The 14,084-nt window shown below is 76.3% G+C and carries 15 protein-coding genes and 1 pseudogene; 7 read left to right on the top strand and 9 right to left on the bottom strand.

The features are described from left to right. Positions 1 to 47: 47 nt before the first annotated feature. Complete coding sequence (locus AC27LF_RS01760) at positions 48 to 1,277, top strand: SLC13 family permease (RefSeq protein ID WP_479660246.1); 1,230 nt, start codon at positions 48 to 50, stop codon at positions 1,275 to 1,277. Between the two features lie 36 nt (positions 1,278 to 1,313). Continuing rightward, positions 1,314 to 1,811 (top strand): universal stress protein, encoded by a 498-nt coding sequence (locus tag AC27LF_RS01755; protein WP_479660245.1) that lies wholly within the window; start codon positions 1,314 to 1,316, stop codon positions 1,809 to 1,811. A gap of 19 nt (positions 1,812 to 1,830) precedes the next feature. Here AC27LF_RS01755 and crcB (AC27LF_RS01750) read toward each other — a convergent pair whose 3' ends face one another. The 5 genes from crcB (AC27LF_RS01750) to AC27LF_RS01730 all read right to left on the bottom strand — a co-directional run bounded on the left by crcB (AC27LF_RS01750) (position 1,831) and on the right by AC27LF_RS01730 (position 5,208). Beyond that, the gene (gene crcB / locus AC27LF_RS01750) at positions 1,831 to 2,205 is read right to left on the bottom strand and encodes a fluoride efflux transporter CrcB (protein ID WP_479660282.1); all 375 of its coding nucleotides are present in this window, start codon (positions 2,203 to 2,205) and stop codon (positions 1,831 to 1,833) included. A 93-nt stretch (positions 2,206 to 2,298) separates the two neighbouring features. Beyond that, positions 2,299 to 2,787: a fluoride efflux transporter CrcB gene (gene crcB, locus AC27LF_RS01745; protein WP_479660244.1), complete on the bottom strand. Its 489-nt coding sequence runs from the start codon at positions 2,785 to 2,787 to the stop codon at positions 2,299 to 2,301. Between the two features lie 160 nt (positions 2,788 to 2,947). Next, positions 2,948 to 3,070 (bottom strand): hypothetical protein, encoded by a 123-nt coding sequence (locus AC27LF_RS01740; RefSeq protein ID WP_479660243.1) that lies wholly within the window; start codon positions 3,068 to 3,070, stop codon positions 2,948 to 2,950. A gap of 177 nt (positions 3,071 to 3,247) precedes the next feature. After that, positions 3,248 to 3,655, bottom strand: a complete 408-nt coding sequence (locus tag AC27LF_RS01735; protein WP_479660242.1) for a hypothetical protein — start codon at positions 3,653 to 3,655, stop codon at positions 3,248 to 3,250. 743 nt (positions 3,656 to 4,398) lie between these two features. Then, positions 4,399 to 5,208, bottom strand: a complete 810-nt coding sequence (locus tag AC27LF_RS01730) for a hypothetical protein (RefSeq protein WP_479660241.1) — start codon at positions 5,206 to 5,208, stop codon at positions 4,399 to 4,401. A 231-nt stretch (positions 5,209 to 5,439) separates the two neighbouring features. Between AC27LF_RS01730 and AC27LF_RS01725 the strand changes: the two genes are divergently transcribed. Then, positions 5,440 to 6,441: an NAD-dependent epimerase/dehydratase family protein gene (locus AC27LF_RS01725; protein ID WP_479660240.1), complete on the top strand. Its 1,002-nt coding sequence runs from the start codon at positions 5,440 to 5,442 to the stop codon at positions 6,439 to 6,441. A gap of 26 nt (positions 6,442 to 6,467) precedes the next feature. On the opposite strand, the gene AC27LF_RS01720 is transcribed toward AC27LF_RS01725, so the two are convergent. Next, a complete protein-coding gene (locus AC27LF_RS01720; RefSeq protein ID WP_479660239.1) occupies positions 6,468 to 7,580 on the bottom strand; it encodes a sensor histidine kinase in 1,113 nt (370 codons plus the stop codon). Then, entirely contained in the window at positions 7,577 to 8,326 is a 750-nt protein-coding gene (locus AC27LF_RS01715; protein WP_479660238.1) for a response regulator transcription factor, read from the bottom strand. The genes AC27LF_RS01720 and AC27LF_RS01715 overlap by 4 nt, the downstream gene beginning before the upstream one ends. Before the next feature lie 114 nt (positions 8,327 to 8,440). Here AC27LF_RS01715 and AC27LF_RS01710 point away from each other — a divergent pair. From AC27LF_RS01710 to AC27LF_RS01700, 3 genes and pseudogenes are all read left to right on the top strand, one after another. After that, positions 8,441 to 9,136 (top strand): annotated as a pseudogene (locus tag AC27LF_RS01710) (glycosyltransferase family 2 protein); the annotation flags it as partial. A gap of 407 nt (positions 9,137 to 9,543) precedes the next feature. Next, positions 9,544 to 10,161, top strand: coding sequence for a TIGR04282 family arsenosugar biosynthesis glycosyltransferase (locus AC27LF_RS01705; protein ID WP_479660237.1), 618 nt, complete (start codon positions 9,544 to 9,546; stop codon positions 10,159 to 10,161). Then, positions 10,158 to 10,895, top strand: coding sequence for a class I SAM-dependent methyltransferase (locus AC27LF_RS01700; protein ID WP_479660236.1), 738 nt, complete (start codon positions 10,158 to 10,160; stop codon positions 10,893 to 10,895). Before AC27LF_RS01705 ends, AC27LF_RS01700 begins: the two co-directional genes overlap by 4 nt. On the opposite strand, the gene AC27LF_RS01695 is transcribed toward AC27LF_RS01700, so the two are convergent. Both AC27LF_RS01695 and AC27LF_RS01690 read right to left on the bottom strand, forming a co-directional pair. Next, positions 10,784 to 11,329, bottom strand: a complete 546-nt coding sequence (locus tag AC27LF_RS01695; protein WP_479660235.1) for a hypothetical protein — start codon at positions 11,327 to 11,329, stop codon at positions 10,784 to 10,786. The genes AC27LF_RS01700 and AC27LF_RS01695 overlap by 112 nt on opposite strands. Continuing rightward, positions 11,293 to 12,522, bottom strand: coding sequence for a molybdopterin-dependent oxidoreductase (locus tag AC27LF_RS01690; protein WP_479660234.1), 1,230 nt, complete (start codon positions 12,520 to 12,522; stop codon positions 11,293 to 11,295). The genes AC27LF_RS01695 and AC27LF_RS01690 overlap by 37 nt, the downstream gene beginning before the upstream one ends. Before the next feature lie 113 nt (positions 12,523 to 12,635). Between AC27LF_RS01690 and AC27LF_RS01685 the strand changes: the two genes are divergently transcribed. Next, the gene (locus AC27LF_RS01685; protein WP_479660233.1) at positions 12,636 to 14,057 is read left to right on the top strand and encodes a hypothetical protein; all 1,422 of its coding nucleotides are present in this window, start codon (positions 12,636 to 12,638) and stop codon (positions 14,055 to 14,057) included. Positions 14,058 to 14,084: the final 27 nt, after the last annotated feature.

Below are 14,084 nucleotides of genomic sequence, written 5' to 3'. Positions count from 1 at the left end.
AGGAAACGCACCTGAGTACCCACACCGTCGTCACCGAGGCCGTCTCGGTGGTCCTGCTGCTGAGCGTGCTGGCCTTCGCCGTCGTACGGCCGCGCGGGCTCCCGGAGGCCACCGCGGCCGTCCCGGCGGCCGTGGTCGCCGTGGCGGTGGGCGCCGTGTCCGCCGAGGACGCCTGGCAGCAGACGCGGGCCCTGCTGCCGGTGGTCGTGTTCCTCGCGCTGATCCTGATGCTCGCCCGACTGTGCGCGGACGAGGGCCTGTTCGAGGCGGCCGGGGCCGCCGTCGCCCGCTGGTGCGGCGGCAGCCCGCGACGGCTGCTCACCGGGGTGTTCGCGGTCGCCGCCGCGGTCACGGCCGTGCTCAGCCTGGACGCGACCGTCGTCCTGCTGACGCCCGTGGTGTTCGCGACCGCCGCCCGGGTCGGCGCGCGGGCCCGCCCGCATGTGTACGCGACCGCCCACCTGGCCAACTCCGCCTCCCTGCTGCTGCCGGTGTCGAATCTGACGAACCTGCTGGCGCTGGCGGCCAGCGGGCTGTCCTTCACCCGGTTCGCGGCGCTGATGGCGCTTCCCTGGCTCGCCGCCGTCGCGATCGAGTACGCCGTCTTCCGCGGCTTCTTCCGCGCCGACCTGGCCGTGCCCCCGGCGCCCGGCCCGCCGCCGGACAGCGGGCCGGGAGTGCCGGTGTTCACGCTGGTCGTGGTGGCCCTGACGCTGGGCGGCTTCGTGGTGACGTCGTTCGCGGGGCTCGCGCCCGCCTGGGCGGCGCTCGCCGGGGTGCTGGTGCTCGGCGGGCGGGCGCTGTGGCAGCGCCGGACCGGGCCGCGCGAACTGGCCGGCGCGGCGGCCCCGTTGTTCTGTCTGTTCGTGCTCGCCCTGGGCATCGTGGTGAAGGCGGTCGTCGACAACGGACTGGACGCCGGGCTCGGCCGGCTGCTGCCCGGCGGCACCTCGCTGCCCGCGCTGCTCGGCGTCGCGGCCGTGGCGGCGCTGCTCGCCAATGTGATCAACAATCTGCCCGCGGTGCTGGCGCTGCTGCCCCTGGTGCGGCCGGGCGGCGCGGGACCGGTCCTCGCGGTGCTGATCGGCGTCAACCTCGGCCCCAACCTGACCTATGTGGGCTCGCTCGCCACCCTGCTGTGGCGGCGCGTCCTGCACGCCCACGACGCCCGGGCCGAACTCGGCTCCTTCACCCGGCTCGGCGTGGTGACCGTTCCGGCCACGCTGCTTGCCTCCACCCTGGCCCTGTGGGGGATGCTGCACCTCGTGGGGACCTGACCGCGCCACCGCAACGGACCGCCGCCGGAGCCGCCGATGAGCGTCATCGTCTGGATCGTCGAGGGCATCTGGCCCGCCTGCGTCGACGCGGCGCGCGACCGGGCCGCGCCCGGCGAGGAGATCGCGCTGCTGTACGTCCGCGACGACACCCTCGCCGAGACCGCGCACGGCGCGTTCGCCGGGCTGCTCGGCCGCGGGCACCCCGAGCGCGACCCGGGCACCGGGCTGGAGCGGATGGCGGCGGCCTTGGGCCGGGACCTGCTGCGGGCCGCCGCCGAACGGCTGGGCCGCCCGTGCACGTTCCTTGAGCGCGCAGGCCGCGTGGAGCGGGAGGTCGTGGCCGCGGCACGGGACGCCGCTCTGCTGGTCTGCGCCCGGGACGGCGACCCGGGACGGCTCGGCCCGCGCAGCCTCGGTCCGGCCGCCCGATTCGTCGTCGACCACGCCCCGTGCCCGGTCCTGCTGGTCTGGCCCGGCGAGGCCCCGCGCACCCCGCTCCCGCCGTCTCCGCCGCACCCGGGCCGCCGCCCTTGACCGACCGTCCCGGCGGCCGTCAGCCCCACAGGGCGGTGGCGCAGGCGGCACCGGTGAACGCCGCGCCCAGGCCCGCCGCCACGCTCGCCGCCGCGTTGGCGGCGGCGAGGAACCGCGCCCCGTCCTGCGCGAGCCGCAGCGTCTCGTAGGAGAACGTCGAGTACGTCGTGAGCGCCCCGCACAGCCCGGTTCCCAGCGCCAGTTGCAGCCGGTCCGGGGCGGCACCGGCCGTCGCGGCACCGGCCAGCAGGCCGAGGATCACGGAGCCGGCCACATTCACGGTGAACGTGCCCCAGGGGAAGCCGGTGTCGTGCCGCCGCTGCACGGCCCGGTCGGTGAGGTACCGCAGCGGCGCGCCGACCATCGCGCCGGCCACGACCAGCAGCCAGTTCATGCCCTGATCCGTCATCGTTCCGCCGTCGTCGCCGTCGTCTCCGCCGTCGCTGCCGTTGCTGTGGTCGTCGCCGTCATGGTCTCGTCGTCGCCGTCATCGCCCGCCTCGCCGCGCCCGCAGCGCCCGACCGGTCGCCGTCGCCGCCAGCCACACCGCCGTGAGCGCCGCCACCAGGGTCGCGGCCAGGTAGGCCAGCGCGGTGCGCGGGCGTCCCTCCGCGACCAGCCGCTGGATGTCCACGGCATAGGTGGAGAAGGTCGTGAAGCCGCCGAGCACTCCCGTGCCGAAGAAGGGCCGCACCAGCCGGTGGACCGACCGCGCCTCGCTGATGATCACCATGAACGCGCCGATGACCGCGCAGCCGGCCGTGTTGACCCACAGGACGGTCCAGGGAAAGGCGTCCGGGGCGGTGGGCCACAGCAGGGCGGCGCCGTACCGTGCCGCCGCGCCGATCCCACCGCCGAGCGCCACCACCGCCACGACCGGCGCCTGCCCCGTGGCGAGCCGTCGTCGGGCGGGGGTGCACGATGCGGGGTCGGTACGCGGGAGCCGCTGCGCCGTCCTGGAGTCCGGGGCCGTCATGCGTCATGTCTCCTACTCGCCGGGGCCCGCGCATGGGGGCACACACCGTTGCAAGCAGGGACCGTTGGCGGCACCGGTGCCGCGGTTCGGGTACGGCGGGCCCCACCGCCGCGCTGGGCCGGGGCCGCAGCGAAGCCCCCAGCATAGCGCGGTGCCCCGGTCACTCGCGGTCGGGCGGTGGACGCAGGGCACGGGCCTGCCGCCGGTCGCGGCGTACCAGCACGGCCGTGCGGAACGCCACGATGAGCACGGCGCCGGCGAGCGGGACCAGGAACGGGATCACGGCTGCTCCTCCTTCGGCCCGGCGACGTACCGGGCCCATGTGTCGGCGGGCGGGGTGCCCGGGGCGGCCGGCGGAAACTCCGGGCCGGCGAGCAGAGGGGGCGACTGCCGCGCGGGGCGGTGCCGCGGTGTGGCCGGGCGCGGTCCGGCCGTGCGGCGGTCCGGCCGTACGGCTGCCTCAGCCGGCGCCGTCGCCCGCCACCGGGCGGGCGGGCCCGGGTTCGTCGGGGAAGAGGCGGTGCAACGGCCGTACGAACAGGCAGGTCAGCCGCCAGGCGACGAGCAGCGAGGCGGCCGACGCCAGCACGTGCAGCGCACCGGGCACCGCGCCCGTGGACAGCACCGCGGCGAGCAGCAGCGCGTGCGCGCCGACACCGAAGAGCCAGGCGAGCCCCGTCAGCAGGGTCAGCGCGACCGCGACCGGTACCCCACCCATCCCCCAGCGGCCGAGGTCGATGTCGGTGTCGAAGCTGTTCGCGGCGGCGGCGCCGACGGCGACCAGCAGCCAGAAGCACGCGACCACGACGAGGGCGGCGGTGACCACGATGGACAGCGGGCCGGTGGCGGCCTCCCAGAGCGTCCGCATCGTCCGACCCCCTCCCCGTCTGCGGCACCTCCAAACGGCGTACTCGGGCGAGGCACCGGGCCTGCTGCCGGCTCGGTGCCGGGCACCTGCCGGTACCCGGCACCGGAGCCGTCCTCAGTGCTCCCCCGGCGTCATGATGCCCGCCCGGCACACGCCCGCGCATTGCCGGAACTCGGCAGCGTTCTCCGGTGCCTTGATGCCGATGAGCCGCCGAGACCCCGTCACCGACGCGACGCGGTACCGGGCAAGCACGCGAGGCGCCGGGCGCCGACCGCTGTTCGGAGGGACGGCTGCGCCCGCAGCCCGGCCGACGCCTCGGCCGACGGTCGGCGCCCGATCCGGGTGGGCCGATGCCCGACCCTGGCGAGCCGGAGTCCCGAGGTTGCCCTTGGACCCGCGGCGTGCCCGCCTGCCTCGGGCGTACGGCGCGGCGGCGGGCGGGTGCGCGGCCCTTGGGGAAGGCGCCGGTCGGCTGCCGCGCGGCGGCGCGCGCCGCCCGAAGCGGGGGCCGGGCCGGATCGCGCGGTCGCGGCGCCGGATACGCGCCGGACCTGCTTGGGCCGCGCCTGCCCGGTGTGGTCCGCTCGCCCAGGGCCCGGTTCCCGGGTCGCGGCGATCCGGGACGGGCGAGCGCGCCGAGCGGTTCGGCCCGCGCCCGCTGCACGCTCGCGCGGTCGTCGGGCCGCAGGGCCCCGACGCGCCCGGCGAGCGGAATGGCCGGGTGCGGCGACGGGCGGGGTGCTTCAGGGGTCGCCGAGCAGGGTCCGGGTGAGCCGGGTCCGGTCCATCGCCGTCAACTCCGGCAGGCGCGCGTTCCATTGGCGGGCCCATTCGTCCAGGGTGCGGGCCAGCGTACGGTGCAGGCGCCGCCGGGCCACCCGCAGCGCCACGGCGGCCACCGGGCGCAGCAGCAGCCGGCCCCGCACGGACACGATGACGTCGATCTCCCAGCGGCCGTCCGGCCGGCCCGGCCTCGGGACGGCGCGTGCCTCGACGCGGGCGAAGGGGTGGTCGAGCCGGGCCCGGGCCGGGGCCCGGCGCGGGAGGCGGCCGGTGTCCGCCGCGTCCCACCAGTCGTCGAACCGGACCCTGGCCCGCCCGGCCACCTGGGACAGCACCGGCCGCGCCGCGTCCGTCCGTACACTGCCCGTCGCCTCCAGCAGGCGGGGGCGGTGCGGGCTGGTCAGGGTGGCGTCCAGGACGCCGCTCAGCTCCGTGTCGGCCAGGGCGAGCCGTAACCGCAGCGCGCGCCGCGGGTCCCACTCCCGGACAGTGACCCGGACCGTGGTGTCCGCGGCGGGGCCGCCCTTCGGCCCGGCGCCGGTATCGGCGGCGTCATCGTCGTCGGCGTACTGGGCGACGTACACCGCTCCGGGTCGCAGGTGGCGGCCCGCGGCCAGCCGGATGTCCGGGACGGTCCGCCCGTCCGGCAGCACCACCCGGTCGCCCTCGGCCCGGCTGTCCCCGGCCAGGCGTTCGAGGAGGGCCACGGTGTCGGCGAACCAGGCTCGCGGGACGGGCTCCACGACCACGGTGTGGCTGACGCAGACCATGGGTGCAGCGTGGTCGGCGGCGGACCCGCGGTCCAGTCCGCGCCCCGGCAGTCCCCCGGCCCCCGCCCTGCCGAACCCCGGCAACTGCCCGGCCCGCCGGGGCCGTCGACGCCGTGGGGCCCCTCGGTGGACGGCACGGGTTCGGTGACAGGACCGGGGTGGGCTTACGGAGGTGTGACGTGATGGGCGCGGGGCCGTGGGGCGGGCGGGCTGCGGGCCTAGCGTGGGCGCATGCGCGTACTGGTCACCGGCGGCGCCGGGTTCATCGGGTCCCATGTGGTCGAGGCGCTGGCGGAGCGCGGGCACGAACCGTCGGTGTTCGACGTACGCGGGGAGGCGGGCGCGGACGTACGGGACCGGGACGCGGTCGGCCGCGCCCTCGCCGGGATCGACGCCGTCTGCCACCAGGCGGCCATGGTGGGGCTCGGCACCGGCTTCGCGGACGCCCCGCGGTACGTCTCCCGCAACGACCTCGGCACGGCCGTACTGCTCGCCGCGATGGCCGAGGCCGGGGTGCGGCGCCTCGTACTGGCCGGGTCGATGGTGGTGTACGGCGAGGGCCGGTACGCCTGCCGGCTGCACGGGGTGGTGCGGCCCGGCCCGCGGGCCGTCGCCGATCTGGCCGCCGGGCGCTTCGAACCGCGCTGCCCGGTGTGCGGTGCGCAGCTCGCCCCGGGGCTGGTCGGCGAGGACGCGCCGACGGACCCGCGCAATGTCTACGCGGCGACCAAGCTGGCCCAGGAGCATCTGGCGGGGGCCTGGGCGCGGGCGACGGGCGGGGCGGCGGTGTCGCTGCGCTATCACAACGTGTACGGGCCCCGGATGCCCCGCGACACCCCGTACGCGGGGGTCGCCTCCTTCTTCCGGTCGGCGCTCGCCCGGGGCGAGCCGCCGCGGGTCTTCGAGGACGGGCGCCAGCGGCGGGACTTCGTGCATGTGCGGGACGTCGCCGCGGCCAATGTGCTGGCCCTGGAGGCCGGTTCGGCGCCCGGAGCGCTGACCGTCTACAACACGGGCAGCGGCGAGCCGCACACCGTCGGGGAGATGGCGGCCGAACTGGCCGCGGCACACGGCGGTCCGGCGCCCGTGGTGACCGGGGAGTACCGGCTGGGCGACGTACGGCACATCACGGCGGACTCGTCGCGGCTGCGGGCCGAACTGGGCTGGCGGCCGCGGATCGGATTCCGGGCGGGGATGCGGGGGTTCGCGAGCGAGCCGCTGCGCGCCGGGTGAGGGCGCGGACGGCGGGGCGGCCGGGGTCAGCCCTCCGCCGCGGGCAGCGTCACCTCGAAGCGGCAGCCGCCGGGGATGTTGCGTACGCTCGCCCGCCCCCGGTGGGCCTCCACGATGCCGCGGACGATGGCGAGACCGAGGCCCGCGCCCGCGGGCGGGGTCCGGGCGTGCGTGCCGCGCCAGCCGGTGTCGAAGACGCGCGCCAGGTCCTCCTCGGGGATGCCGCCGCACCCGTCGGTCACGGACAGCACCACGCCGTCGGGCGAGCGTTCGGCGGCCACCGCGACCGTGCCGTCGGCGGGGGTGCGGCGGATCGCGTTGACGAGGAGGTTGCCGAGCACCCGGCTCATCTCCTTGCCGTCCACCTCGACCGGCACCGGCTCCACGCGGTCGCCGACGAGTCGTACCCCGTGCTCGCGGGCCAGCGGGTCCGCGCCCGCGAGGGCGTCGCCGACCAGGTCGTACAGGGACATCCGGGACGTGGCCAGGGCGAGCGCGCCGGCGTGGATCCGGGAGAGTTCGAACAGGTCGCCCACCATGTCGTTGAGGCGTTCGACCTCGGTGCGGATCTGCCGGAGATAGCGGTCCGGGTCGGCGGCCACCCCGTCCTCCAGGGCCTCCGCCATGGCGCGCAGCCCGGCCAGCGGGGTGCGCAGGTCGTGCGAGATCCAGGCGACCAGTTCACGCCGGGACGACTCCAGGGCGCGCTCCCGCTCACGGGACCGGGCGAGCCGGGCGCTGGTCGCGGCCAACTCGCGGCTGAGCTGGTCGAGTTCGGCGGTGGCCGGGCCAGCCGGTGCGGCGAAGTCGCCGCCGTCGCCGAAGGAGCGGGCGGCGCGGGCCAGGGCCCGGCTGCGCTCGACGACCCAGCGGCCCAGCAGCAGCGCGGTGGCCAGGGAGACCACGGCGGCCATCGCGACGACCGTGGTCACCACGCTCAGGTCGTGCGGCGACAGGAACATCGCCCAGGCGACGGTGAGCGTGCCCGCGAGCATCGCGGCCACGGCGACGGCGACGACCACGGCGAGCGACGCGGTCAGCGAGCGACGCCGGATGAGCCGCAGCACGGCCGCCCCGGCGAGCCCCGTGGCGGCGGCGCCGAGAAACGCGTACAGGGCGATGAGCAGCATGTCGGTCACGGCCGCTCGGCCTGCCCTTCGGGGTCGAACCGGTAGCCCACGCCCCACACGGTCCGGATCAGCCGCGGCCGGGCCGGGTCGTCCTCGACCTTGCCGCGCAGGCGGCGCACGTGCACGGTGACGGTGGACAGGTCGCCGAAGTCCCAGCCCCACACCTCGCGCATCAGGTCCGCCCGGCTGAACGCCTGTCCCGGATGGCGCAGGAAGAAGGCCAGCAGATCGAACTCGCGCAGGGTCAGGGCGAGTTCGACGCCACCCTTGGCCGCGCGCCGCGCGGCCCTGTCGACGGTGAGGCCCGCCGCGGCCAGCGGCCCCAGGTCGGCGCGTGGCCGGGTGCGGCGCAGCACCGACTCGACGCGCAGGACGAGTTCGCGGGGGCTGAAGGGTTTGGTGACGTAGTCGTCGGCGCCGACCTCCAGGCCGAGGACGCGGTCGTCCTCGTCGCCGCGTGCGGTGAGCATGATGACCGGCACGGCCGCCCGGCCGCGCAGCCGGCGGCAGACCTCAAGGCCGTCCATGCCGGGCAGCATCAGGTCGAGGACGACCAGATCGGGCCAGTGCGCGGCGGCCCGGGTCAGCGCCGCCGGGCCGTCCTCGGCGCGGTCCACGGCGTACCCGGCGCGGTCCAGATAGCCGCAGACGACCTCGGCGACGGTGGGGTCGTCCTCGACGACCAGGACCCGGGCGCCGCCGGGGCGGGGCGGGGCGGCGGGGGCGGCGTCCTCGGGCCGGTGGGGCTGTTGCATGCGTCCAGCCTCGCACCGGGTCCGCGCGCCGTCGCCTCCCGGTCCGGGCGCCGGGCGCGACGTCCGTGTTTCGTAAGGAGCGGAAGCCCGGTATGCCCTTTTTGTGATCGTAGGGTGAAGGCCGTGACGCTCTCTTCCACGACCCCGGCGGTCGATGTGGTCCTGCCCTGTCTGGACGAGGCCGCGGCCCTGCCCTGGGTGATCGGCCGGGTCCCGCCCGGCTGGCGCGCCCTCGTCGTCGACAACGGCTCGACCGACGGCTCCGCCGAGGTGGCCCGCGGCCTCGGCGCGACCGTCATCCATGAGCCGCGGCGCGGTTTCGGCGCCGCCTGCCACGCCGGACTGGCCGCCGCCACCGCCGACATCGTCTGCTTCTGCGACTGCGACGGCTCGCTGGATCCCGCGCTGCTGGTGCCGTTCGTCCGCGAGGTCCGCGCGGGCACGGCCGATCTGGTGCTCGGCCGGCGGCGCGCGCACGGCCGGGGCGCCTGGCCGGCCCACGCCCGCGCGGGCAACCTCGTCCTCGCCCGGCTGCTGCGCCGCCGCACCGGGCTGCGCCTGCACGACCTCGGCCCGCTGCGCGCCGCCCGGCGCGAGCCGCTGCTCGCCCTCGGCCTCACCGACCGGCGCAGCGGCTATCCGCTGGAGATGGTGGTCCGGGCGGCCGACGCGGGCTGGCGTATCACCGAGCACGACGTCCCCTACCTACCGCGCACCGGCACCTCAAAGGTGACCGGCACCTGGCGCGGCACCTGGCAGACAGTCCAGGACATGAGGCAGGTACTCACGGCCTCCGCCGCGAAAGACGGTACGCCGCCCGAGGAATACGACGCGCCCACCACGGAAGAGAGCCCACCCGCCAAGGGAAGTGACACACCGTCCGATGGACGTGACGCACCCGCCGGGGAAAGCGGCACGCCCACCGTAGAAGACGACCCACCCGCTGAGGAAAGTGCCGCACCCACCACGGAAGACGGCACGCCCACCACGGAAGAGGGCCCGCCCGCCAAAGCAAGTGACGCACCGTCCCATGGAGGTGACGCACCCGCCGGGGAAAGCGGCACGCCCACCGCAGAAGACGACCCACCCGCCAAGGAAAGTGCCGCACCCGCCGCGGAAGACGACCCGCCCGCCGAGGAAAGTGCCGCGCCCGTCGAAGGAAGGGGCGTGGCCGGTGCGGGAGATGGTGCGGCGGGGGGCCGAGGGGGTGCGGAGCGGTGATCACGTTGGTCGTCATTGCCAAGGAACCGCGGGCGGGGCGGGTGAAGACCCGGCTCACTCCCCCGTTCACGCCGCGGCAGGCGGCGGAGCTGGCCGAGGCGGCGCTCGCCGACACGCTGGCGGCCGTGGCGGACGCGCCGGCCGCCCGGCGCGTCCTCGTGCTGGACGGCTCGCCCGGCCCCTGGCTGCCGCCCGGCTTCGACGTCGTACCGCAGGCCGCGGGCGGTCTGGACGAGCGGCTGGCGGACGCCTTCGCCGGCTGTACGGGACCGGCTCTGCTGATCGGCATGGACACGCCGCAGGTGACCCCGGCGCTGCTCACCGTGGACTTCGCGGGATGCGACGCGTACTTCGGACCGGCCGAGGACGGCGGCTTCTGGGCGCTGGGCCTCGCGGTGCCCGCCCCCGAACTGCTCAGGGGCGTACCCATGTCCACGGCGAGAACGGGCGCGGTCCAGCGGGCCCGGCTCGTCGCGGCCGGTCTGCGGGTGCGCGATCTGCCCCGGCTGCGTGATGTGGACACCGCCGCCGACGCCCGCGCGGTCGCCGCGGCGGCCCCGCGCGGGCGGTTCGCCGCGCGGCTCGCCCGGCTCGGCACGGGCACCGGCCGGTGAGCGGCGCGCCCGGCGCCCCGGCACGGGCCGTCTCCGTGCCGTGGGGTGCCGACGACCCCTACGCGGACGCGCTGCGCGCCGGTCGCGGCCCGCTCTTCCTGCGCCGCGGCGACGGCTGGCTGCTGCCGCTGGACGTGGAACGCTGGTGTGCCGCGGCCGACGCGGTCGACCTTCAGGTGCTGGAGCGCTGCGAGGGCACCGTGCTCGACGTGGGGTGCGGGCCCGGCCGGCTGGTGGCCGCGCTCGCCGCGCAAGGCCGCCCCGCCCTGGGCATAGACGTCAGCGAGACCGCCGTCCGCCACACCGTGCACAGAGGCGGCCAGGCGCTGTGCCGTTCGGTCTTCGAACGGCTCCCCGGCGAGGGCCGCTGGGGCACGCTGCTGCTCATGGACGGCAATATCGGCATCGGCGGCGACCCGGCCGCGCTGCTGCGGCGGCTGGCCCGCCTTGCGGCCCCGGCCGGGCTGCTGGTCGTCGAGACCGCGCCGCTGGACGTCGACGAACGCGTCCGGGTCCAGGTCGTCCGCACCGGCGGCCCGGCGGGCAGCCCCTTCCCCTGGGCGCGGCTCGGCACGCCGGCCCTGCTGCGGTGCGCGCGGCGTACGGGCTGGCGTGCCGTCGGTCAGTGGGCGGCGGGCGGGCGGTGCTTCGCCGCCCTGCGCAGCCGCACCACGAGCACCACCGCCGAACCGGCGAACAGCAGGGCCGTGATCAGCAGCCAGCGGGCCAGGTAGCCGTCCGTGGACTGCCCGGCGGCCAGCCGGTAGGACTGGTCCACCGCCCCGGTGATCAGCGGGGACCAGATCAGGAACAGCAGCAGGGACAGGGCGGCGGGAACCCGCAGATACCGCGCACGCTCGCGGCGGCCGACCGCCGCACAGCCCCGCACCAGGGCGCGGTCGGCCGTCGAGTACAGCGGCAGCAGCACCAGGTCGTGCAGCAGCGCCGCCCCCACGAACCACAGGGCCACACCGAACCAGTCACCGGCAAGCAGCCGTACGGCCGCATAGCCGGCCAGCGCGAACGAGCAGGCCAGCAGGAGGATGTGCAGCGGATTGCCGACGGGGACCCGGCGCCCGGCGAACCGCCACCGCGCCGTCCGCGACCGGTCGCCGGCCGGGCTCCGTCGCCTCATCGCAGCTCTCCGAAGGTCATCCGGGCCACCCACTTGGTGTTGTTCACACCGGGTGCCGCGGGCACGATGACCCGGGCCGGGTAGCCGTGGTCGGGGTCCAGGTCCTCGCCGTTGACGTACAGGGCGAGCAGGGAGCGCTCGTCGCCGACCTGGTTGGCGCGCAGGGCGGCGCTGCGGAAGGCGCCGTGCCGCTGCAGCGACTCGACGTACACGTCCGTCGGACGGTCGTGGCCGACCAGCGCGGCCAGGTCGCGCAGCCGCACCCCGCGCCACCACTGGTCGGAGGTCGACCAGCCCTCCACGCAGGCGATCGGCAGCGCCGAGCTGTGCAGCGGCATGCGTTCCAGGTCGGACCGGCTCAGCCGGAGGGTCCCGCTCGGTCCTGCCAGCACCAGCCGCCAGGTGTCCGCGGCGGTCTGCGCCGGGTCGATCCGGGCGTACGCGGCCGTCTTGTTGATCTGGAAGCCGTTCGGGCCGCTGCCCGGTTCGGATCCGCCGTGCGGGGCGAGCAGGGCGGTCTGCCGGGCCACTCCGTCGAAGCTGTGCCCCACGGTCGTACCGAACAGCAGCAGCGAGCCGCCGCCGACCAGCCCCATGGCGCCGCGCCGTGACACGGTGGGCGGGTCGGGCCGCGGTGCGGTCAGTTCGCTCCGCTCCTGCCGCAGGCCCCGCACACCGCGCAGCGCGGCCGGCAGCTTCAGGACGACGTGCGCGACGAACGCGGCGAAGAACACCCAGGCGCCGTAGAAGTGCAGCGGGTAGAAGGAGCCCGGGAAGACGTAGTCGAGTTGGATGTTGAGCACGCCGGTGACGAACTCGAACAGCGCGCCGCCGACCAGGAGCAGCAGTGAGATCCGCTCCAGGGCGTGGGCGAGCGAGCGGGCCGGCGGCAGGGTGAAGAGCTTCGGCGCGACCGACCACAGCTTGGCCAGCAGCACCGGGACCAGGGTGATGCCCAGCGTGACGTGGACGCCCTGGGTGAACCGGTACAGCCAGGCCGGACGTGTCGGCCAGGCGAAGAGGTAGAAACCGAGGAGTCCCTTGTCGGGTGTCTGGTCGTTGACCGGCGACAGGTCCGGGTTGTAGGAGGCGTACGAGAGCAGGCCGGTCACGAACAGCACGGTGATGCCGGCGAGCAGGACGAGGCCGAGCACCGCGGTGAACCAGGTGCCGCGCACGGGGCTGCGCCAAAAGCCCGGCGCGGTGGGGAGCCGTTGATCGCGCATGCCCCGACCGTAGGCCGCGACCGCCCCGGGAACCGGTACGCGACCCATGACGAAACGCTGACGTCCGTCGTGTGCGCCAGCGGCCGGGCCGCCCGCGCGCCTAGCGTTCCGCTGTGACCCGCTCGCCCCGCCTCCCGCTCCGTGCCCTGTGCGCCCCCGTGGCCGCCGCCCTGCTCGTCCTCGTGGCCGTGCTGGTCGGCCGGCACATCCAGGACACCCGGCACACCCTGTTCGTCAACTGGCCGCCGCTGTTCGCGGTGTGGGAGCCGCACATGGGTCCCGGCACCCTCCCGGCCGTCTGCCTGGCGGCGGCCACCGTGGGGTACGGGCCCGCGCTGGCGGCCCGGCTGCCGTGGCGGGCGCTGCTCGTCACGGCCTGGGCCGCGGCCATGGCCTGGATCTGGTCGCTCGCGCTGGTCGACGGCTGGCGGCGGGGCGTCGCCGGCCGGCTCACCACCCGCGAGGAGTATCTGCGGGTCATCGGCCGCTTCACCGACATCCCGGACGCCCTGCGGGACTTCACCCACCACATCGTGGCCGGTTCCCCGGCCCCGTGGCCCGCCCACGTCGCCGGGCATCCCCCGGGTGCCACGCTCACCTTCGTGCTGCTCGACCGGATCGGGCTGCGCGGCGGCGGCTGGGCGGGCGCGTGGTGCATCACGGTGGGCGCGACGGCGTGCGTGGCGGTGCTGGTCGCGGTGCGGGCGCTGGCCGACGAGCGGCTGGCACGCCGGGCGGCGTCGTTCCTGGTGCTGGCGCCGGCCGCGGTGTGGCTCGGCACCTCGGCCGACGCGTACTTCGCCGCCGTCGCCGCGTGGGCCGTGGCGCTGCTCGCCCTGGCCGTCACCGGCGGCTCGCCCTGGCCGGCGGCCGGCTCCGGTCTGCTGTTCGGGCTGACCTGCTACCTCTCGTACGGGCTCACCCTGTTCGCGGTGATCGCGGCGGCGGTGCTGCTGCTCGGCCGGCACCGGGTCCGCGAGCGGCCCGCCCTGCTCGCGGCGCTGGTGGCCGGGCTTGCGGTGGTTCCGGCGGCGTTCACGCTCGCCGGGTTCGACTGGTGGCAGGGATACCGGCTGCTGGTCACCCGCTACTACCAGGGCGTGGGCGGGGTCCGTCCGTACGGCTACTGGGTGTGGGCCGATCTTGCCTGCACGGTGGTCTGTACGGGGCTCGCGACGGCGGCGGGCCTCGCGCGGTCCTGCGGGACGCTCGCCCGGCGGCCCGGCGCGGCCCTGTCCCGGCCGGACGGCAACGGTGCCCCAGGCGGCGGCCGTGGCCCAGACGGCGGCGGCGACCCGGACAGCGACCGTGGCCCTGCCGCCGCCCGGCTCGCGCTGCTGGTCGCCGCGGCCCTGCTCGCGCTGCTGGTCGCCGACGTCTCCGGCATGAGCAAGGCCGAGACGGAACGCATCTGGCTGCCCTTCGCGATGTGGCTCCTGGCGTCCTGCGCGTTCCTCGGCCGGCCGCGCTGCTGGCTGGCCGCCCAGGCGGTGCTCGCCCTGCTCGTCAACCACCTTCTGCTGACGGGGTGGTGACACCGGCAGCGGGACCTGGGGCACCTC

It is taken from the genome of Streptomyces diversicolor (assembly GCF_057537855.1).
The sequence above is the reverse complement of the archived record's forward strand: the minus strand, read 5'-3'. Positions and strand labels throughout refer to the sequence as shown.

Coding starts and splice junctions, on each gene's coding strand:
- AC27LF_RS01715 (WP_479660238.1), bottom strand. CDS start 8,326: ATGCAACAGCCCCACCGGCCCGAGGACGCCGCCCCCGCCGCCCCGCCC.
- AC27LF_RS01725 (WP_479660240.1), top strand. CDS start 5,440: ATGCGCGTACTGGTCACCGGCGGCGCCGGGTTCATCGGGTCCCATGTG.
- AC27LF_RS01735 (WP_479660242.1), bottom strand. CDS start 3,655: ATGCGGACGCTCTGGGAGGCCGCCACCGGCCCGCTGTCCATCGTGGTC.
- crcB (WP_479660282.1), bottom strand. CDS start 2,205: ATGAACTGGCTGCTGGTCGTGGCCGGCGCGATGGTCGGCGCGCCGCTG.
- AC27LF_RS01690 (WP_479660234.1), bottom strand. CDS start 12,522: ATGCGCGATCAACGGCTCCCCACCGCGCCGGGCTTTTGGCGCAGCCCC.
- AC27LF_RS01755 (WP_479660245.1), top strand. CDS start 1,314: ATGAGCGTCATCGTCTGGATCGTCGAGGGCATCTGGCCCGCCTGCGTC.
- crcB (WP_479660244.1), bottom strand. CDS start 2,787: ATGACGGCCCCGGACTCCAGGACGGCGCAGCGGCTCCCGCGTACCGAC.
- AC27LF_RS01730 (WP_479660241.1), bottom strand. CDS start 5,208: ATGGTCTGCGTCAGCCACACCGTGGTCGTGGAGCCCGTCCCGCGAGCC.